19 protein-coding genes are annotated in these 20,380 nt (G+C 52.2%); 5 read left to right on the top strand and 14 right to left on the bottom strand.

The features are described 5' to 3' along the window. Positions 1 to 217: 217 nt before the first annotated feature. The 6 genes from NSS83_RS22520 to NSS83_RS22495 form a co-directional block, all read right to left on the bottom strand. A complete protein-coding gene (locus NSS83_RS22520) occupies positions 218 to 1,507 on the bottom strand; it encodes an ABC transporter permease (RefSeq protein ID WP_341182770.1) in 1,290 nt (429 codons plus the stop codon). After that, positions 1,500 to 2,402, bottom strand: a complete 903-nt coding sequence (locus NSS83_RS22515) for an ATP-binding cassette domain-containing protein (RefSeq protein ID WP_341182771.1) — start codon at positions 2,400 to 2,402, stop codon at positions 1,500 to 1,502. Before NSS83_RS22515 ends, NSS83_RS22520 begins: the two co-directional genes overlap by 8 nt. Before the next feature lie 2 nt (positions 2,403 to 2,404). Continuing rightward, complete coding sequence (locus NSS83_RS22510) at positions 2,405 to 3,334, bottom strand: ABC transporter ATP-binding protein (protein ID WP_341346503.1); 930 nt, start codon at positions 3,332 to 3,334, stop codon at positions 2,405 to 2,407. After that, positions 3,334 to 3,744 (bottom strand): GntR family transcriptional regulator, encoded by a 411-nt coding sequence (locus tag NSS83_RS22505; protein ID WP_341185148.1) that lies wholly within the window; start codon positions 3,742 to 3,744, stop codon positions 3,334 to 3,336. The genes NSS83_RS22510 and NSS83_RS22505 overlap by 1 nt, the downstream gene beginning before the upstream one ends. 52 nt (positions 3,745 to 3,796) lie before the next feature. Further along, a complete protein-coding gene (locus NSS83_RS22500; protein WP_341182773.1) occupies positions 3,797 to 4,525 on the bottom strand; it encodes a hypothetical protein in 729 nt (242 codons plus the stop codon). Between the two features lie 884 nt (positions 4,526 to 5,409). Further along, the gene (locus NSS83_RS22495) at positions 5,410 to 6,369 is read right to left on the bottom strand and encodes a tyrosine-type recombinase/integrase (RefSeq protein WP_341182774.1); all 960 of its coding nucleotides are present in this window, start codon (positions 6,367 to 6,369) and stop codon (positions 5,410 to 5,412) included. Between the two features lie 211 nt (positions 6,370 to 6,580). Here NSS83_RS22495 and NSS83_RS22490 point away from each other — a divergent pair, with 211 nt between their 5' ends. From NSS83_RS22490 to NSS83_RS22480, 3 genes are read left to right on the top strand one after another with little or no spacing between them, the layout of a single operon-like run. After that, entirely contained in the window at positions 6,581 to 7,009 is a 429-nt protein-coding gene (locus NSS83_RS22490) for a chemotaxis protein CheW (protein ID WP_341182775.1), read from the top strand. A 29-nt stretch (positions 7,010 to 7,038) separates the two neighbouring features. Then, positions 7,039 to 9,039 (top strand): chemotaxis protein CheA, encoded by a 2,001-nt coding sequence (locus NSS83_RS22485; RefSeq protein ID WP_341346502.1) that lies wholly within the window; start codon positions 7,039 to 7,041, stop codon positions 9,037 to 9,039. Between the two features lie 29 nt (positions 9,040 to 9,068). After that, positions 9,069 to 10,658, top strand: coding sequence for a methyl-accepting chemotaxis protein (locus tag NSS83_RS22480; protein WP_341346501.1), 1,590 nt, complete (start codon positions 9,069 to 9,071; stop codon positions 10,656 to 10,658). A 320-nt stretch (positions 10,659 to 10,978) separates the two neighbouring features. Here NSS83_RS22480 and NSS83_RS22475 read toward each other — a convergent pair whose 3' ends face one another. Next, positions 10,979 to 11,989, bottom strand: coding sequence for a phosphotransferase (locus NSS83_RS22475; RefSeq protein ID WP_341346500.1), 1,011 nt, complete (start codon positions 11,987 to 11,989; stop codon positions 10,979 to 10,981). Between the two features lie 162 nt (positions 11,990 to 12,151). On the opposite strand from NSS83_RS22475, the gene NSS83_RS22470 reads away from it, so the two are divergent. Continuing rightward, the gene (locus NSS83_RS22470) at positions 12,152 to 12,835 is read left to right on the top strand and encodes a helix-turn-helix domain-containing protein (RefSeq protein WP_341346499.1); all 684 of its coding nucleotides are present in this window, start codon (positions 12,152 to 12,154) and stop codon (positions 12,833 to 12,835) included. Positions 12,836 to 13,360: 525 nt separating this feature from the next. Here the strand turns inward: NSS83_RS22470 and NSS83_RS22465 are convergent. The 7 genes from NSS83_RS22465 to NSS83_RS22435 all read right to left on the bottom strand — a co-directional run bounded on the left by NSS83_RS22465 (position 13,361) and on the right by NSS83_RS22435 (position 19,374). Then, the gene (locus tag NSS83_RS22465) at positions 13,361 to 13,825 is read right to left on the bottom strand and encodes a DUF420 domain-containing protein (protein ID WP_036722160.1); all 465 of its coding nucleotides are present in this window, start codon (positions 13,823 to 13,825) and stop codon (positions 13,361 to 13,363) included. 36 nt (positions 13,826 to 13,861) lie between these two features. Further along, a complete protein-coding gene (gene ctaG / locus NSS83_RS22460; protein ID WP_341185149.1) occupies positions 13,862 to 14,770 on the bottom strand; it encodes a cytochrome c oxidase assembly factor CtaG in 909 nt (302 codons plus the stop codon). Between the two features lie 28 nt (positions 14,771 to 14,798). Then, the gene (locus NSS83_RS22455; RefSeq protein ID WP_341014852.1) at positions 14,799 to 15,122 is read right to left on the bottom strand and encodes a cytochrome C oxidase subunit IV family protein; all 324 of its coding nucleotides are present in this window, start codon (positions 15,120 to 15,122) and stop codon (positions 14,799 to 14,801) included. A gap of 4 nt (positions 15,123 to 15,126) precedes the next feature. Continuing rightward, positions 15,127 to 15,753: a cytochrome c oxidase subunit 3 gene (locus NSS83_RS22450; protein ID WP_341346498.1), complete on the bottom strand. Its 627-nt coding sequence runs from the start codon at positions 15,751 to 15,753 to the stop codon at positions 15,127 to 15,129. A 6-nt stretch (positions 15,754 to 15,759) separates the two neighbouring features. Continuing rightward, positions 15,760 to 17,598: a cytochrome c oxidase subunit I gene (ctaD, locus tag NSS83_RS22445; RefSeq protein WP_341185150.1), complete on the bottom strand. Its 1,839-nt coding sequence runs from the start codon at positions 17,596 to 17,598 to the stop codon at positions 15,760 to 15,762. Between the two features lie 128 nt (positions 17,599 to 17,726). Further along, positions 17,727 to 18,776, bottom strand: coding sequence for a cytochrome c oxidase subunit II (gene coxB, locus NSS83_RS22440; RefSeq protein ID WP_341182781.1), 1,050 nt, complete (start codon positions 18,774 to 18,776; stop codon positions 17,727 to 17,729). Positions 18,777 to 19,185: 409 nt separating this feature from the next. Then, positions 19,186 to 19,374: a hypothetical protein gene (locus NSS83_RS22435; protein WP_019913840.1), complete on the bottom strand. Its 189-nt coding sequence runs from the start codon at positions 19,372 to 19,374 to the stop codon at positions 19,186 to 19,188. A 527-nt stretch (positions 19,375 to 19,901) separates the two neighbouring features. Here NSS83_RS22435 and NSS83_RS22430 point away from each other — a divergent pair. Next, positions 19,902 to 20,240, top strand: coding sequence for a hypothetical protein (locus NSS83_RS22430; protein ID WP_341346497.1), 339 nt, complete (start codon positions 19,902 to 19,904; stop codon positions 20,238 to 20,240). Positions 20,241 to 20,380 lie beyond the last annotated feature (140 nt).

Below are 20,380 nucleotides of genomic sequence, written 5' to 3'. Positions count from 1 at the left end.
TGTTTTTCTTGGATTGAAATTACTAATTCCTTTTTTCTGAACTTCTATTTCTTTACTTAATTCTTTTATGGGAACCATGACGATATACAGCCTCCTATATCGCTCAAAGTCCCCTGTGAGATGCCAAATTGTTTGGAAAAATCAATTTGGGTTAACCCCGTCCTTTTCCTCAAAATCCGAATACTTGAAATCCAAAGCAACACACATCTATCCAACCCTAAATCTTATAAGCCTTCATAGCCTTTCTAATCTCCTTGATGCTAGGGCGCTTGCCGTACATCAGGACGCCTGTGCGGTAGATCTTGGCGGCGAGCCAGCCGAAGAGGAAGGTTGTAGCCAGCAGGATCGCCAGCGAGACCATGATCTCCCAGAAGGCCACATGGCCGACCCCGATCCGCAGCAGCAGGCTGAGCGAAGAGGTGAATGGCACGAAGCTGGCGACCTTCACCAGCAGGGTATCCGGGTTCGAGATACTGAACAGCGGCAGGTAGAAGCTGACGAAGCCCAGCATCATGACCGGCATCACGGCCTGTCCCAGATCCTCTGTCCGGCTGACAATCGAGCCGACAGCGGCATACATCAGGGCGTACAGGAAGTAACCCAGGATATACAGGATGAAGCCATAGACGATCATGCTGACATTAAGCTGTCCCAGATTCAGATCGAAATCGCTCAGGATCGTGGAATTATGCGGCAGCATCAGGTTGAGCGCGATGGCAGCCGAGATAATGGCGATCTGCATCAATCCGACGAGGAAGATTCCGATGACCTTGCCGAACATCTGGGTGAGTGGCGAAGCGCTGGTGATGAGAATCTCCATTATGCGCGAGCTTTTCTCCGAGGTAATCTCGGCTGAAATCATGTTGCCGGTCATCATCACCGACATGAAGAACAGAATCAGCAGGATATAGACTACAACATAGTTAATGGGCGGTTTATCCCGAACTTGGTCTGCGCCACCTGCCGCCCCGTCCGTACTTAGCTGCGCAGTATCAATCGACACCGGAGCGAAGATCGCCGCCACCTGGCTCTCGGTCAGCTTATCACCGACAATCAGCCCGGTATTCACCTGCTGCAGAGCAGCTTGCAGATTCGTTCTCAGCTTGCTGCTGATGTCTCCGTCCTTGCTGTGATACGTTACCGGAGGCACACCTTCACTACCCTCTGCGGCAAAGGTGAGATACCCCTCGATCTTCTCATCCTGCAGACCCTGCTTCAGCGCAGCGTCATCAGCAGAAGGATAAGCGGTAAATACGACTTTATCTTCGGCTTCAGCCGGCGGAGTATAAGCGAGCAGCAGCTCGGCAGGCCGGAAGCCCTGCTCGGCAACGACTCCGATCTGCGTCGCATCCTTGGCACCGTCTTCGCCTTTAAAGACCTTGATAAAATAGGGAATATTCATCCCGATACTGAGCAGAAGCACCAGAATCAGGGTAGTAATCATGAAGGATTTCGTTCTTACCTTGTTCTTGAATGTGAAGCCGATTATGGTTGCCATTTTATTCATTGGATTCACCCACCGCTCTGATAAAGATTTGGTTTAGCGTCGGTTCCTTAATCTCGAAGTGCTCGACCTCGCCCTGAGCCACAGCCAGCTGCAGAATCCGCTGCGCCGCTCCCAGGTCACTGATGGATAACACATACCCGCGCTCCTGCCGCTGCACTCCGGTAACTCCGGCAATCCCGGCAAGTCCGTTAACTTCCCCGGCGGTGCGCAGTACAACCTCTTCCCGCGGATACCCCTTCTTGATCTCACGGATATCTCCTTGAACTACGGTGTTCGAACGGTCAAGAATCGTGATATTGCGGCATAATTCTTCAACATGCTCCATGCGGTGCGTGGAGAACAGAATGCTCGTTCCCAGATCCCGCATCTCTCGAACAGTATCCTTAAGCAGCTCCACATTGACCGGATCGAGGCCGCTGAAGGCTTCATCCAGGATCAGAATCTTCGGCTTATGGACCACAGCGGCGACGAAGCCCATCTTTTGCTGATTACCCTTGGACAGCTCTTCAATCTTCTTATTGTAATATTCAGGTACATCAAAGCGTTCCAGCCAGTACTTCAAGCTCTTATCCGCTTCACTGGCGGACATCCCGCGCAGCTGAGCCAGATAGATAATCTGATCGCTTACCTTGACCTTCGGGTACAATCCCCGTTCTTCCGGCAGATAGCCCATCAGATGCTGGAGCTCCTTACTATACGGCTTGCCGTTATAGAGGATGCTTCCTTCGTCGGGATAGATCAGGCCGAGCACCATGCGCATAGTTGTTGTTTTGCCGGCACCATTGGCGCCCAGCAGACCGTAAATCTCGCCTTGCTCCACCTTTAGACTGATTCCGTTGACGGCTGTCTTCTCACCGTACTGCTTCACTACCTGCTTCAACTGCAATGCTTCCATTCTTATTCCCCTCTCTTCTGGTCGATCAGAACCGGACGATGTCCCCGGGTCCATAAGCTTAGAATTTCATCCAGCTCCAGGCTGCGGCTCTTGAGTACCTTTACGCCCAAATCGTGAATGCGTTTCTCATACAGATAAATTTGCTGGGTTAAAAATGAAGCTATACCCGGCGTTTCCAGCTTCAGCTCCAACGCCTGCGGCAGCTCGGCCGCCAGTTCCTGCAGCTCTTGCTCTCCCTCAATTTGAACCCATATTTCACTCCATGAACCAAACAGGCTGTCCTTCTCGGCCATTCCCAGCAGCTGCCCCTGGTGCATCAGCACGATGTAATCGGCCAGCCGCCGCACCTCATCCACAATATGGGTCGAGATGACAATCGTCGCCTCGTGCTCCTCCATATAGTTCTGCAGCGTATCAATCATAGTCTTCCAGGCAAAAGGGTCCAGGCCCGAAGACGGCTCATCCAGCAGCAGCAGCCGGGGCTTCGCCGCGAGGGCGGCGGCAAGCTCGAACTTGCGCCGCTCTCCCTTAGACATTTTACCCAGTCTGGCATTCTGCGGCACTTCAAACCTCTGCATTAGCTCCCCGAAGTAGCTCTGGTCCCAGGAAGGATACCAGTGGCTGCGGAAGGCAGCCGCCTCAACAGGCGTCCAGAAGTTCTCCTCAGGCTGGGGCATCTCCGGCACATAGGCGATGGTCTGCCGGAGCTCCATCGGCAGCACGCCGCGGTAAGTCTCTTCATACCAGCGGATCTCCCCTTCATCCGGCAAAATCAGCTGCAGCAGCATATTCAGCAGCGTGCTTTTACCCGCGCCGTTCTGGCCCACCAGCGCTGTAATATATCCTTGCGGCAGCCTGAGATTCATCGGCCCGATGGTTTTGTTCCGCCGCTTCTTGCAAACATCCCGCAGTTCTATAGCTTGCTGGCCCATCAGCTTCCCCCTCTTTCTGCCTGCTTCCCGTATTTGCTCTTCACAATCTCTGTGAACAGCCTGGTCAGCTCCTCTTCACTGCAATGCACGGACAGCCCTGCCTCCACGGCGCTCTCCAGCGCCTTGCGGACGGTCACCTGCTTATAGTCCTCCATGGCACCGGTCCCGATATGGGATACGAAGGTACCCGTCCCCTGCCGGGTCCGCAGCAAGCCTTCGTTCTCGAGATCCTGATAGACGCGGCGGACTGTAATAACGCTGCACTTCAGGTCACCCGCGAATTCGCGGATGGAAGGAAGCAGCGTCCCTTCTGTAATCGTGCCCGAGATAATCAGCGATCTGAGCTGCGTTTCGATCTGATGATACAACGGCTCTGCGCTGTTCTCATTAATTTGTATAGGTATCCACATCATTTACACCTGCCTTCCAGGCCCGGCCCCCGGATGAACGCCTTGCCCCGTCTCATACAAGATCACGGCTCTTCAGCCGGCGAATCGTCCACTTGGAGAATAGCTGCATGGATAGAGCACCCGCCGCAAGCGCACCCCACATCAGCGGAGAGCCCAGCCCCCATGACCTGGAGACAGCGACCGTAGCGAGCAGAATATTGCCTCCCGTCAGGTAGACCAGTCCCGCAGCCCCTACCGACAGTATCATAATGACCGATATGGACCAGAAGTAGACTTTGCCGCTCACCGAGAACTCAATCAATATATAGAGTCCGGAGACAATCAGACCGTACCCCACCCAGGTGAAGGCGAAGGCGAGATAAGCAGATACCGGCAGCTCACTGCGCAACCCCGGGCTGATTAGGTATATTAAGCTGAAGTAGAGCATGCCGTTCATAGCAATGGCGAACAGCGCGTTTAGCTTTCTTTTGCAAAGGATAACCTCAGCAGGCACCGGTAATGCACGCATATACGCCAGCATCCGGGTATAAGAATCTTCAGACAGATATTTCATCGTCCGCCGGGAAAAGCTGATGCTCAGCATGAGAGTCATCGTAATCATCAGAACATCGCTCAGCATCCTTCCATCACTCCCGCTGAGACTATCATCAATGACCATTCCTGACAGCGCAGCAAAATATCCCATGAACAGGAGCGAGAACAGCAGCGCCCACAGCAGCTTCCAGCGGTCACCGTGGAATTCGCTGCGTACAATGACCCAAGCTTGCTTTAACGTCGTCATAACCTTTAACCTCGCTTTATTCTTCTTTGAGCGGCAGAGCCGCCAGATCTGCTTAACTTCAGTGTGTATCTATGTGTGCTTACTGTATATATCTATATACACAGTATATGACCTGTGCTTTTCACTGTCAATAGAAAACCTCGGCTATTTTTATTTTTTCGATTTCCAATCACAACCAAATCACCCTAACGGGTGAACAAAATTACCTTTGCAAGAACACAATGTATGCTGTTTTCCACATACGTTCAGGCCGTGTGCCTGCTTGCGAACACAATGTATGCTGTTTTCCACATACGTTCAGGCCGTGTGCCTGCTTACGAACACAATGTATGCTGTTTTCCACATACGTTCAGGCCGTGTGCCTGCTTGCGAGCACAATGTATGCTGTTTTCCACATACGTTCAGGCCGTGTGCCTGCTTGCGAACACAATGTATGCTGTTTTCCACATACATTCAGGCCGTGTGCCGCTATACCTGCCCATTGTATTCGGTTTACTCTTATCCACAAATTCACACACACCTTTTCCGCAGCGGCAGGAAATATAGTTTCCTATTACAACAAAAAAACCCCGCACATGGGCGGGGTTGAACTTCATTTATAGGAGCATACGCAGGATTTACGGCACAAGTGCCGGATTTGATTACAATAAACCACAAGAAGCTAAGTCAGTATGTATACTTTGACGTTTTTTGTCGTACAATATCACTTATGCGACTTTTTTGGAGCTGAACAAGAGAAACCATGCATACTTGCGCATAATCAAACAGCAATGCGTTTATTATAGGTCATTTCCTAACTTCTGTATAGAAACTTCGCCGGATCAGCCCCTCCGCTTCCACAACTTTATTCAATTCGCGTCTCTGCAATTTTTGTCGAATTCCATTTATTGAATGAACGTCCGCAGGCTGTCCTCTACAAAATCCGGGGCAGCCTTTTGAATCTGCTGAACAGTATGGAGATACCGCTGGGTGGTATTGATGTGGGAATGACCCAGCGATTCCTGAACCTGCTGAAGCGATGCTCCCTGGAGCAAGGCCAGTGTGGCATTCGTATGCCGCAGCCAGTGCGGCGTCAGCTTTTTCTCAATCGTGCTGGCTGCTCCGGCGTTCTTAATAATCCGTTCCACCTGCCGTGAAGATAACGGAAACATCCTCTGCTCCGGGGTGACCTCTTCCTTCCTTGGCAGGGTATCAGACAACTTGGAGTACAGCTGCCAGAGAGTCGGCGGAACCTTGATTTCTCTGGGCTTGCCCCCTTTGCCGTTCTCCACGGTCAGCCAGACTGAGGTCTCCAGCAGATCATTATGGAAGTCCCCCCACTTCATCGCCGTCAGCTCCGATACCCGCAGACCCAGTACCACCAGCGTCAGCCCGATCAGATAATTGCGCAGTCCTTGCTTCTCCAGTACATTCAGTAATTCTCCCACCTCCCGTTTGGTCAGGAAGTTTTTGCGGCTGGTCACGGTTATTTTGGGGATGCGCACCGAAGAGGTCGGATTCACTGCAAAAAAACCGATATGCTGGTCACTCCCCCATTTATAAAAAGACTTCAACGGCGCAAGGAATGCCGCTATGCTTGCCGGTGCCAGCTGCCTCTGAGAGCTGTAGCCCCCCTGCGTCAGGAAAATTTTATACGCCTCAATCTCCCTCCAGCTCACTTCCCGCAAAGAGGTACCAGCAATAAATCTGCGGAAATCGGCAATCGCCCGCTTATAATTTCGACCGGTATTAACATTCGTACAGCAGGTAGCCATAAACATCTGAACAATCTGATCATCACTTAGGCAGCCCTCTTCCGGGTACACCAAGCTGAGCGCCGTACGGCTAAATTCGGTCTGGCTCATTCTTTTTTCATCACTCCTCAGGATTAAACATGTCGCATAAGTGATATTGTACGACATTTTCGTGGTATTTTGTCCCATTATCACACAGAGATGGCTAAAGGCCGGAACACACAAGATCAGCAGAAGGTAACGCGAAGAACTCAGGAGGGAGAGGTAAGACAGAATAGCGGCTGCGGGCCAGCTAAGTAATATGAGAAGCCGGAGGGTAACTATGGAGACTGTTTTGCAGAAACAATATGTTGAATTCGGGATAGATCACGAGCATTATGCGATCCCGATCTCAGATGTCCATGAAATTATAAGAATGCAGGAAATAACGGAGATCCCCGGCAGACGTCACTATGTTAAGGGCATTATCAATCTCAGGGGTAAAATCGTGCCGGTGCTTAGCCTTAGAGTGCTGCTCCAGATGGAGGAAGTGGCCCATACCAAGCATACACGCATTCTGGTGGTTCATCACCAGGAGGAGTCTCTCGGCGTCATTGTCGACAACGTGAATAAAGTGACAACCTTCAGCGATATTCAGCCTGCACAGGGCAGCATCTCCGGAATCAGCAGCTCCTTCTTCAACGGAGTAGGCTTCTCTTCTTCCGAGCTGGTCGGCATTCTGCGGCTGGATGAGATCCTGCTGCGCGACTAAATAAAGGCTATACGGAGAGAAGGCGAACCATGGTTGATTTATCGGAATACCGAGGGATTTTTCTGGAGGAGCTGGAGGACCAGCTGCAGCTGATCGAGGATGAGGTGCTCAGACTGGAGCAGGCTGGAGAGACCGCAGACGGAATCCAGCAGTTCTTCCGGGCGGCCCATACCCTTAAGGGCTCCTCGGCCTCTATGGGCTACAACGGGCTGAAGGAGGTCACGCATCATCTGGAGCATCTGCTTCATCAGATGCGGGGCGGGGAACGGACGGTCACGCCGGAGCTGATCCGTCTGTTCTTCGAAGCTCTGGACGGCATGCGCGCGCTGCAGAGCGAGATCGCTGCTACGGATCAGGAGAGCACAGATGTGTCCAGTCTGATTCAGCGGCTGAGTACATTCGGAATGGCGGGACAGCAGAAGCCTGAGGATAAGCTCCCTGCTGTACAGACAAGTCAGACGGAGCTTCCCCTCCAGCTGTTCTGGGTGCATGTGTGGCTCTCTCCCGGCTGTGAGATGAAGCTGCCCCGTCTTCACCTGATCGATGCCAAGCTGCGGAGTGTCGCTGCAGTCCTTCGCATGAAGCCGGAGCTGGAAGCGATAGAGGACCACGACAGCCGGATTGACGAGGCTTCCTGGTTGCTGTCACCCAAGATTGATATCGAGGAGCTCCGTCAGGAGGTCTTATCCATTATGGATGTTGATCGTATATACATAGAAGAAGTGCTTAACGATTCTCCGCGTCCCGGTGAATACATGAGACCACCCCATCCGGAGACGAGGAGCTTGGAGCTCCCGGAAGTACCCGAATCTCCGCCATCTGCCGCTGACAAAACCAAACCGCAAACCATCCGCGTCCAGGTGGAGCGTCTGGAGAAGCTGATGAACCTGGCGGGCGAGCTGGTCATTGACCAGACCCGGTTCCATCTGCTGAACCGCAGATTCCACCAGCAATACGGAACCAATGATCTGACAGAGGAGCTCGGCCAGCTTGCCGACCATCTGGCTATGATTACAAGCGAGCTGCAGGAGAGCATGATTAAGGTGCGGATGCTGCCGATAGAGCAGCTGCTGAGCCGTCTCCCCCGCATGGTCCGGGACTTGTCCGGCTCCCTGGACAAGCAGGTTGAGCTGGTTCTTGAAGGCAAAGAGACGGAGCTGGACCGGACGCTCATTGAGGAGCTTGGCGACCCGCTGATCCATCTGCTGCGCAATGCTGTCGATCACGGCATAGAGACCCCGGAAATCCGCCGCAAGTCCGGCAAAAGCGAGACAGGAACCGTCCGCGTCGCCGCCTCCCACGAGGACAACCAGGTCATCCTGGTCATCGAGGACGACGGGGCCGGGATCGATTCCGCCCTGATTGCAGAGTCTGCTCTGCGGAAGGGCATCATTACGGCAGAAGAGGCCGGCGGGATGACTGAGGATGAGGCGCTGCGGCTTATTTTCCGGCCCGGCTTCTCCACAGCTCAGCAAATCAGTGATATTTCCGGCCGCGGAGTCGGGATGGATATCGTCCGTAATGACATTGAACGGATTAACGGCATGATCGATATCGAGACCACCCGGGGGCAAGGCACCCGCTTTCGAATCCGCCTGCCCCTGACGCTCGCCATCATCCGGGGTCTGCTCGTTCATGCCGGGGGAGCCACCTTCGTGATTCCCATGAGCAGTGTGGCCGAGATCGTCCGCGTCGCTCCAGAGGAGATCAGCTCTGTCCGGGGCCAGCCTGTCATTACCGCACGGGGCCAGCTCGTACCGGTGGTCTGGCTGCAGGATATCCTGCGCCTTCCCTCCGCTGCTGGCGGCAGCGCAGCATCCATTCCGCTGATTATCGTGGGGCGGGGCGAGAAACGGCTGGCACTGGCCGTGGATACACTTATCGGCAATCAGGATATCGTAATCAAATCGCTCGGCGCCTACATGGGCAAGACTGAGAATATATCAGGAGCTACCATCCTGGGAAATGGAAATATCGCACTGATCATAGACATAGCCAGCTTATTTTTCACTACGGGAGTTTTCGCTTAACAAAATCATCTTTATTGGGGGAAACAGGTATGAAATGGTTCTATAATCTAAAAACAAGCGTGAAATTAATCTCGTCCTTCCTGACTGTCGCTGTCATTCTTTCCTTCGTGGGCCTCTATGGACTAAGCAACCTCGGCTCGATTAATAACAGTCTGGACGACATGTATGTGAATAACCTGGTTCCCGTCTCCTCCCTGCAAAGCTCACAGAACAGCTTCTCCGTCATGCGCGTTATCGTCAGGGATCTGTACATTAAGAAGACCCCTGAAGAACGCCAGCAGCGGGTGGATGATTATAAAAAAGAGAAGCAGAACGTACTCGATAACATCGCAGCCTTCCGCAAAACCAAGCTGAGCGCGGATTCGGTTCAAGCCATTGCCCCTTTTGAAGCAGCATGGAATGACTATCTGCTAACCTACGATTCTCTTGTCAGCCTCTCCCTGAGCGGACAGGACGAGAAGCTGCTGGAGATGCTGCGCGGCAGCACGCTTAACAATCAAGGCGATACCTTGAAGCAGATCCTGAACGAACTGATTCTCACCAACACCAAGGAAGCGGATCAGGCCAGACAGAACGGAGCTGCACTCTATAGCTCTTCGCGTAATATTACCCTCAGCATCATTATCGGTGCGGTCATTCTGTGCATCCTGTTAGGGTATATCATCTCCCGCATTATTTCTAATCCGCTGGCGAAGGTTGTCAAGGTTCTCTCGAAGGTGGCTGACGGCGACCTGCGCAGCCAATCCGATATCGATACCAGAGATGAAATCGGCATTCTGGCTGCCAAGGTGAACGAGATGGTCGCTAGCCTCCGCAGGACAGTGGGCTCCATCCTGCTGCATTCCCAGAGCCTGTCCGCCGCCGCCGAGGAGATCTCCGCCAGTACGCAAGAGGTGGCAAGCGGCAGCACGACTACAGCGGATGATGCCGGGACCATCAGCGAGTTATTCAAAGAGCTCTCCAGTGCAATCCACTCTGTAGCCCAGAATACCGAGCAGGCCTCGATGATTTCCGATGAGACGGTAACCATTGCCGAGAACGGGAACAGCATCATTCAGGAGTCGATGGAGAGCATGCAGGCTGTCAGCGGGCAGATGGCTAAGCTTGAGGAGGACTCGCAGAAGGTCGGTGAGATTATCGATGTCATCGAGGATATTGCAGATCAGACCAACCTGCTCGCTCTGAATGCCGCCATTGAAGCAGCCAGAGCAGGCGAGCAGGGCCGCGGCTTCGCGGTTGTGGCCGACGAGGTGCGCAAGCTGGCTGAGCGCAGCGGCGAGGCCACCAAGCAGATCACCAGCATCATCAAGGGGATGCAGGTGAATACACGCTACAGCGTAAGCGCTGTGCAGGAGAGTGCGGAGCTGTCGCAGAAGACCGGTGTTTCTTTTCATCAGATTGTGACGATGGTCAACAACGCCGGCCAGAAAATATCCGAAATCGCCGCCGCCAGCGAAGAACAAGCCGCCCAGTCCACCAACGTCCTCGCTGCCGTGGAGAGCATCTCCGCCACCACCCAGCAGTCCGCCGCCAGCAGCGAAGAGACCGCCTCTTCCGCCCAGTCCCTGGCCAGCCTGGCCGAGGAGCTGCAGAGCACGGTGTCTTCGTTCCGGTTGTAGTTCTTGGTTTATACGGCTGCCTGCAAGTTCCCTTTGGGAGCTTGCAGGTTTTTTTGTTAAAGGACGGCAAAGCCGTTTCCACTTGTTCTTGCGGGATCGGCCGGGAAAAGTGTACAGTTCTAAACGCAACCAGTGACGTTAATTGGATTTTGTCCATCTATTTTGACGGCATCGCCCCATTTGCAAACAGTAGTGGGACAAACAACACTTAATTTCTACAATTTCGTCTAAACAGAGGAATTTCTCGAAATTAGGTGGACTTTTTCCAATTGCTTACCTGCAACCGTCTGTATCACTGAAATTAAATGTGCTTTTTCCAACTATGATTGTGGCCCCTCTTCCCCGAACCCATCGATTAACGAAATCCCCTTGGTAATACGCACTGTACTCTCTTGCAAGAACCCACGGGTCCAATCGTCAGCCTGTGTTAAATCCCAACTCCGGTGCATGCCCACAACTACGATAATCTCACGCAGTTTAAGAAACAACTCCAGCTGACTCTTCCAGCCATCGGGGAGCTGCCTGCCATCCTCCGTGTAGCCTAGCTCGAAATGCCGGATAAAAAGCTCGTATTGCTCCTTACGTTCAGACCTCGAATCTTCTCCAAATACATATAGTAAATAATAGAGCTGGATAGCAATATCCTCAGCATACCAGCTGTACTGGCACTCATCGAAGTCAAAAAGCGTGATCTTCCCTGATTCATCTACCATGAAATTACCTACGTTGATATCCCCGTGAATTAATCCAAAATTATCTGAGGTAACAGGCAGACTGGCCAACTCTGCTTTTATTTCATCAAGGGCATGCAAAATGGGCCTAAGCTCTGCCGGTAAATAATCTTTTGCCCGCACGAGGTATTCGTTAGTCTCCCAGGTATGTCTTCTGAATACCGGCTTGTACCGCTTAGCCAGTTCATGAAGACGGCCTGTAATACGGCCACATTGTTCGTATAGCATCGGGTTCCGCAGGCACTCCGGATATCCAACTTTTGTGCCGGGTGCATAATTGAACGAGGCTGCGTAAAAATCCATCGGATGCCCATGAATACGCTCAACATCCCTTCCATTCACCGATGAGACCGGAGCTGACACTGACACCCCCTTCTCCGCGAGGTAACGAATCCATTCGATTTCGGCTGCAATTCCTTCAGAGGTACGAAGTGTCCCCGGAGTAAACCGAAGAATATATTGGGATTCATCGCGAATATAGGAATAAATAAAGTTTTGAAAGCCTCCAATGAAGATCAGCTCCTCAGGGTTAATCCCAAAGCGCCTAGCACCTTCAGCAGCATGTTCGTCCATGAACATTCGTTTGATGTGTGGGTCCATAATTTCTCCTTTGTATGTATACCTTCTATTTCTGGATTTTTTTAATAACATACATTATATCATTCGAAAACAGGCAATAATATAAGTTAAGTTTAAGTTAATCACGGTAAATTTTAAGTTGTTTTAAGTTTAAACGAGAAGTGTTAGAATGGAGTTGAGGTGATGTATATGTTTAATGTAACAGAAAAGGAAAGAGCATTGTCAGAAGCATTGTCGATCTCCGAAGTATTCAAGACACATCTACACGAGACCGAAACGCAGATGTCAATGTTTATTAAGGCTTTGGCCAATTATATTGAACGGAATTCCATTCATAATCCTTCAGAAGTGCTTCAGGCCGTGGATAGTCATTTGGTTCATGGTAATTCCGAGCAGGCTCTGCAACGAGTGCTAATCCACATGGTTACTGTAGGGATGGAGGCTGAAGTATTAGGCACTAAAGTCTACACAACAGGAGATGTCGCCCGATTCTTCGGGGTAAGTATTGCTACGATCCATAATTGGATTGCCCTTGGGCGATTTGACGGTGTTGAAAAAGGAGAGCGTTACAAACAAGTTAGATTTCCTGAGAACGCAGTTTATACTTCTCCTACTGGAATGAAGTCAGCTATAGCAGATGCTGCAATACGTTATGAAGCAGAGCAAATACGTTCAGGCAGAAATAAAGAAATGACAGCAGCTGAGGAAATGGCTGAAATACTTAATGCTGTCGTTCATTTTGAAAAAAAATATGGCGGAACATTCGAAGAGACACTGGGCAAAAAAACTGATTTGACCCCAGCACAATCTCGGGACGCAGTACAATGGTCCAGTCTGCTGTACTCCGTTGAAAGGAACTGGGACTGAATACTCGCCCTCCATCCAACATCAGCCAGTTGGAGAAAGACTTTTCGAATATTATTATGAACTCATGTGATGGGGATGGCAGCGGTCTGTTCACCTCCATCTCATTTACCCGGCACACATTTGTGTTCACGGATATGTCCCGTTTACTTATAACTGAACATCTCAGCAGGGGACGAATAGAGATATACTTCTACGACTGGGTGGATGAACACGGGGCAGATATTTTAAAATTCCACAGCGAGCCGCATAAAGATGATAGGCGCTATCAGACATCCACTGAGCCTTATCATATTCATCCCCCCGCGGATGCCAAACTTACTAATATGACACGTTATCCTAATGTGTATCATCAGGAGTTACCAGCAATAATGGAGCACATCTTTTTTTCACTGGTAGCAGCAAAAAAGATATAGCAACCTAATCATTTTCGATTTCGTTCAGCCTAAAAAAGCCCGCCCCTCCCCCGCAGCAGCGGCAGATGGACAGGCTTTTCCCCTATGATTCCAGGCTTCTCTTCCCCTCGGCTTAAGCGCCCAGGATGATCTCCCAGACCGGCTTCGTGTGGCCGCCTGGATAGAAGATATACAACAGCACGTAGACAGCAACTCCGGTGATGGCGGTGATGAACCAGATGACAGAGGTCACCCGTCCCCACTTCCGGTGCTTGGCATACTTGGCCTTGAAGCCGAGCGTCAGCGTAGTGATGCCGAATACGGCAGCGACGGTAGCCAGCACGATGTGGAAGATCAGGAAGACATGGTAGATCGTCGTCAGCTCATCCGGGCCGCCCCAGGAGGTATTGCCTACGAACACCGTTCTTGACGAGTACACCAGGAAGAACAGAATCGCTGCCACCGCAGCCGCAATCATCGTCTTCTTGTGCGCTTCGCGTTTGCCTTGAATGATCTGTCTCCAGCCGATTGCCACCAGCACCGCGCTTATGACGATGAACGATGTGCTGATCGTAGGAAACAATGTGAAAATATCCATGAATATCCCCCTCGGTACTTACCAGCTCATTATAGTTCAGACCTCCTCCGCCAGTGCAGAGGGTGACGCGGACACATCTGTGTCCTCTTGTCCGTTCTCTTTTTTATACCAATGATAGAACACATAAGCAAGCATCGAGGCGAAAATAAATTCCTGAATGAACTTCATCACGATGCCTCCAACCTGCTGATCTACCTTGGGGGACAGAGATCCGAAGAAGCCGGGACCGCCAAAAGCCTGCAGTAATGCAGCCGGACTCTGCGGAACACAGTAGCCCATCGCCTTCGCCCAGGTGCCCGGGTCGCTATATGTAGCATAGAGGGGGGAGCCCGCAAAAATGATCAGCCCGCAGGCCGGTGTCAGCAGCACCATGTTCAGGAAGATGAAACCCACCTGTCCCAGACCGCTAAGCGCCCGGTATTCCGGCAGGGGGTTGATCAGATTCCACCACATCAGCGCCGAGGTCAGGAACAGGACGCCATAATACAGACGGTGAACGGTGAAATGCAGCATGACATAATCATGGATGACGGGGATGTGATAGAGCGAGAACAGGCCGTTGAAGAGCAGGGCCGCCACCACCGGCTTCGCGAGAAAAGCCAGTCCCTTCAGCGGATTCACCCGCAGCAGGGCGCGCCAGCACCAGTCGGGGATCCCGAGCATAATCAGCGGGACCGCCACCAGATAGGACAAGGCCATACTGACCATATGGAAGGAAAATAAGATATGTCCCAGCAGACTGACTGGTCCTCCCTGCGCGAGATAGAGGGCCAGCATTCCGCATAAGAACAGCCCCCTCCGCCAGAAGGGGACTGCAGTGCTGCCCTCAAAACGGGAGGCCAGCGGTCCGATCAGCACAAAATATCCGGCAGTCAGGAGGAGCATCAGGGCCAGAAACAGCGGACTCCATAGTTCCGTAAAGCTGAAATATTGCAATCCCGGTATCATCCTCAAGACCTCCCCGGAGATAGAATCAATCCCACCATACCCAATAGAGCGCCATTACAATACAGGTGCCTGCGATAAAAAAACCGCCCAGCATGAAGATAATCGGGAGCATATGCCCTTTGTCCTTCAGATGCATCCAGAAGCCCATCTGCAGGAACACCTGCAGCACAGCCATTACCAGCAGCAGGATGATCGCAAAGGTAGCATTCACCCCTCCGGCCGCCACCGCGGCAAAAGCGATCAGCGTCAGCACCACGGAGAATACAAACACCACAATATGCCGCTGCGGTCCTTCCGGACGGTGCCGGTGCTTCACCGCAGAATCTGTTGAAGGCTGCTTCGTCGTCATGGCTTCACCCCACCTTTCCGAGCAGGTATACGACTGTGAAGATAAAGACCCACACCACATCAATGAAATGCCAATACATTGCCGACACATAGATCTTCGGTGCGGTAACGACCGTCAATCCTTTATGCAGCAATTGTCCGATCAGCACGGCGATCCACAGAATTCCGAACGCCACATGGGCACCATGGAACCCGACCAGCGTATAAAAGGCCGAGCTGAACGCACTCGTCGTCATCCCGAATTCCTCATGTCTGACATATACGCTGAACTCGTAGATCTCCAGGATCAGGAATGCAAGACCAAGCAGGACGGTTACCAGCAGCCAGTTCCTGAGCTGGGCCACATTCCCCCGGTGCATAGCCTGAATGGCGAACACACTGGTCAGACTGCTGACCAGGAGGAGCAGGGTCGCTGCCGCAACCAGCGGCAGATGGAACAGCTCCGCCGCCGAAGGTCCCTCATTCGTCTGATTGCGCAGCGCCAGGAAGGTCGCGAACAGGGTGCCGAAGAGTACCGCTTCCCCTCCGAGGAACAGCCAGAAGGCCAGCACTTTATTCCGTCCTTCCAGGGTCGCTTTCTCAGGTTCATGCGGGAATGTACCGTCCGCTGCTTCAGCATGTGCCGTTGTCATCTCTGCTCACCTTCCTTCCAGCTCTTCGGGTTCAATATGCCAGCCGTGATCGTCAAACAGCGACCGCATCAGCATTGATCCGAAGGTAATAAGAAGCCCCAGCGCCGTAACAATATAGTTATTGAACAGGAAACTCATGATGCTGCTGCTGAATTCATCACGGCTGAACATGAAGCCAAGGCCTGCAATGAAGATACCGACGGACATGAGGAACGGCAGAATCGTGGCCGACGGCATATGAATCGGGCCAACCGGCTCCGCCGGGGTCATCCCCTTATGCCCGGCCATTTTCTCTTTCCAGAAAGCATCCAGGCCCCGCACCAGCGGCGTCTGCTTGAAGTTATATTCCGGCGGCGGCGATGGGATCGTCCATTCCAGGGTCCGCCCGTCTTCCCACGGATCTTCCGGCGCATCCGCCGGCCGTCTGGAGGTCAAGAACACATTTACCAGGAAGATAATCATACCCACTCCCATCAGGAACGCCCCCACTGTACTGACCAGGTTGAGCGTATCAAACTGCTGGTTCGGCAAATAGGTGAATACGCGCCGCTGCATCCCCATCAGTCCCAGGAAATGCTGCACGAAGAACGTCAAGTGGAACCCGATAATGAAGGTCCAGAAGGTCCACTTGCCCAAGGTCTCGCTGAGCATGCGCCCGAACATCTTCGGCCACCAGTAGTGCAGCCCGGCGAACAGCCCGAGCACCAGACCGCCGACAATAACATAGTGGAAATGCGCCACCACGAAGTACGTATCATGGAACTGGAAGTCGGCCGGCGCGGAGGCCAGCATCACCCCGGTTACCCCGCCCATCGTAAAGGTGGGAATGAACCCGGCCGCGAACAGGTTCGGAGTCGTGAACCGTACCTGTCCTCCCCACATGGTGAACAGCCAGTTGAAGATTTTGATCCCGGTCGGAACGGCAATCAGCATAGTAGACACGGAGAACAAGGCGTTCGCGACCGGACCGAGGCCGGTGGTGAACATATGATGCGCCCAGACCATGAAGCCCAGGAAGGCGATCAGAATCGTCGCGAAGACCATGGAGCTGTATCCGAACAACCGCTTACGCGAGAAGGTCGGAATGACCTCGGAGATGATGCCGAAGGCCGGAAGAATCAGAATGTATACTTCGGGATGGCCGAAGATCCAGAAGATATGCTGCCACAGTACGGGATTGCCCCCACCGGCAACATTGAAGAAATTGGCGTCCAGAATCCGGTCGAAGGTAAGCAGGACAAGTCCTACGGTAACCGCTGGGAAGGCAAATAGAATAATGGCTGAGGTAATAAAGGTAGCCCAGGCGAACATCGGCATCCGCATGAAGGACATCCCCGGCGCGCGCATCGTGATGATGGTAGCCAGGAAGTTAATTCCGCCAATCAGGGTGCCCAGGCCCGCAATCTGCAGCCCGATCGTATAGAAGTCCACCCCGTGCGTAGCGCTGTATCCCTTACCGGAGAGCGGGGTATACGCTGTCCAGCCCGCATCCGGTGCGCCACCCATCACCCAACTGAGGTTAAGCAAGAGACCGCCGAACAGGAAGGTCCAGAAGCCCAGCGAGTTGAGGAAAGGAAAGGCGACATCCCGCGCGCCGATCTGCAGCGGAATCACCGCATTCATCAGCGCAAAAATAACCGGCATGACTCCTAGAAAGATCATGGTCGTGCCGTGCATGGTAATCAGTTCGTTGAAGGTCTGGGCATCCAGGAAGGTGTTCATCGGCTTGATCAGCTGGATACGGATCAGGATTGCCTCCAGGCCACCGATGCCGAAGAACAGGCCGCCGGCCCATAGATACAGGATGGCTATTTTTTTGTGGTCGACGGTGGTAATCCAGTCCATCAGCCCGGTATGCCGCTTGGCGCTGTGGCCGGGCTTCAAGGGCTGGGAGGGCTGCAAGGATTGCGCTGCGTGAGCCAAGGTACGTACCCCCTTATCAAATATGCTGCTTCCACTTCAGTCATAGGCCCCTAATCCAGCGTATAACCGGCCAAAAATTCGGCAATGCCGTCGATCTCTTCATCACTTAAGCCCTTATCCTTCGGATTCGGCATCTTGTTGCCGGGCTTCACGCTCTGCGGATCATGCAGCCAAGTCTTCAGATTCTCCAGAACCGGCGCTCCGTCTTCACGGGTGTCATCATTAAGCAAAATCCCGGCAACGGATTCACGGGAACCAATTCCGGTCAGGCTGGGAGCGACCGGTGATGCAGGCATGCTGCCAATCGCATGGCAGCTAAGGCACTGGGACTTGAACTTCTCAGCCAGTACCGGGTCTTCCGGCATCACCGACTCCGGTGCCTTCATCGAAGCCACCCACTTGTCAAAGGCCTCACCGCTGACCGACTTCACCTTAAACTCCATGAACCCGTGGGAGGGTCCGCACAGCTCTGCGCATTTCCCCCGGTAAACGCCTTCATTCGGCGCACTGAAGCTGAAGCGGTTCACCGTGCCGTCTGGATTGGTGTCCATTTTCCCGGCCAGCGAGGGTACCCAGAAGGAGTGCAGCACGTCCTTGGTGCTCAGCTCGAAGGCAATGTGCTTGCCTGTAGGAATAATCAGATCCTGCGCGGTCGTTATTCCATAATCCGTATATTCGAACTCCCACCAGTACTGGTGGCCGGTCACCTTGACCTTGATCGCATCCTTGTCATCCGAATGATCATTGCCGGCAGCGAACACCACCTTCACCGTAGGAATCGCCAGCACAATGACGAGAATAAGCGGGATGACTGTCCACAGCACCTCCAGCTTGAAGCTGCCCTCCACCTGCTCCGGAATCTCATTCTGATCCTTCTTCCGGCGGAAGCGAATCCATACATAAGCCGCAATGGAGAAGACGATCAGCAGCACCACAATCATGATCGTGATTGACAGCTTCATCAGTCCGTAAGAGCTTTCCGCTACGGGTCCCTGCGGTCTGAGTACCGACAAGTCCTCCCGCCCGCATCCGGCCAGAAGGAGTCCAAGTGCTGCGGTCATGGGAAGAAGCCGCTTACCAGCCTGCCATGTTTTCATCATTGATCTACCCCGCTTTTCCCGAATTCGTAGATTAGAGTATTTTCCTGTCAATTATAACAATCACTATTAATATAAGTTCGGCCTACGATTTTGTCAATCGTTCACAACAAATTCACAAAATCATTTTAAAGTCTCCGAAAGCTTGTCAATACTGATTTTATAAGCGCTTTCAATTTTTCCGGAAAACTGTTAAACTACTTCTGAAGCGTATTCATATGTATTTGTGTCTAAACATTCATTTGACATACGAGGATAATCTGCAAAGAACATACAAAAAAAACCGATTCCAGAAGCAGCAGGCTGTCCGGGCACGGTTTATGAGAATCCTCATGGATGTTATCGCTTGAATGTAGCTTACATATATAGTTGCCCGGCATCACACAGCACGAAACAGAATCTGCCCGCTTCTTCAGGAGACGGATGAATTCATTCTAACCAGTTCATGCTCCACCACCATGGTCAGCTCTTCCTCATAGCCTCCCGTGATCCGATACTTCCGGACATACTCTTTCACAAATTTCTTGGGATCTTTGGGCCGGAAAATACGTGTCATTTCCCGTAGACTTTCCTTGACTTCGTTATGACCTTTACTTGCCATGATCAGTTCCCTCCCAAAACATTGAAAATGAATGCTCCGTTGTAGAGAATGCATGATGAAAAGTTCGCCGTAACCTTGAAATGCAAGTTAAGAACCAATTACACATACGCGGCTTGCATTACCCGTCCAGACTGCCATTCCAGTACCTTGGAATTCCGCCTTGCCGGTGAAGCAGGTTCGTCGTGATTTGGGCTGAGAGTAAGGATGTCCCACTGCAAAGACACCTTGACACTTTAATTACCCGAAGAGCCACTTGCTGAATCACTCCTTTCGGGCCTTATCGTTATATTGTATCATATTCCAGATTAACTTCCACCTTTCCATGTAAAAATGCAAATGGAAATTTTTTATAGTATATGCTTGCCCTCTCGTTTCGGAACCTGACAATAGTATGCCCCCTATCCCCAGAAATTATTGGACAGCAGCTCCGCATAGCTCATACTTTGCCTGGACACCTCATAGGCTTGTAGGGAAGAAGCACGAATGTCCCTTGCCTTTTCCTCTACAATCCAAGGAGAGTGAGCCCTTTGACGCCTTTCAGATCATCCACCGGACTGCCCGATAACATTGCCGCTGCCTTGTGTTATTTCTTCCCGTTTATCGGTGCGATTATTTTCCTCGCTCTGGAGAAGCGCAGCCGCTTCGTCCTGTTCCACTCGCTTCAATCCCTGATTGCCTTCGGAGTCCTTATGATCGCTCATGTACTCAGCGGCTTCATTCCGCTTCTCGGTGATCTCGCGGGCGCCCTGATCTCCCTCTGCAGCTTCGCAGTCTGGCTCCTGATGATCTACCATGCCCTCGGCAGCAGATGGTTCAAGCTCCCCTGGGTGGGGGAAATCGCCGAAAGCCAGCTACGGCAGCTGTAACTCCATGATGCACAAGTGGAAACGAATGCCGTCCTTTAAAAGAACGGTATTCGTTTCGGCGAGAAATAGAAGGATAAGTTATCGTGTGAAACCTATAATTTCTTGTATTTCAAAATAGTTTCCCTTTTGCCTGTCCGCTC

It is taken from the genome of Paenibacillus sp. FSL H3-0469, from assembly GCF_038051945.1.
Classification (GTDB): domain Bacteria; phylum Bacillota; class Bacilli; order Paenibacillales; family Paenibacillaceae; genus Paenibacillus_AQ.
This window is presented reverse-complemented; position numbering and strand designations above follow the sequence as displayed.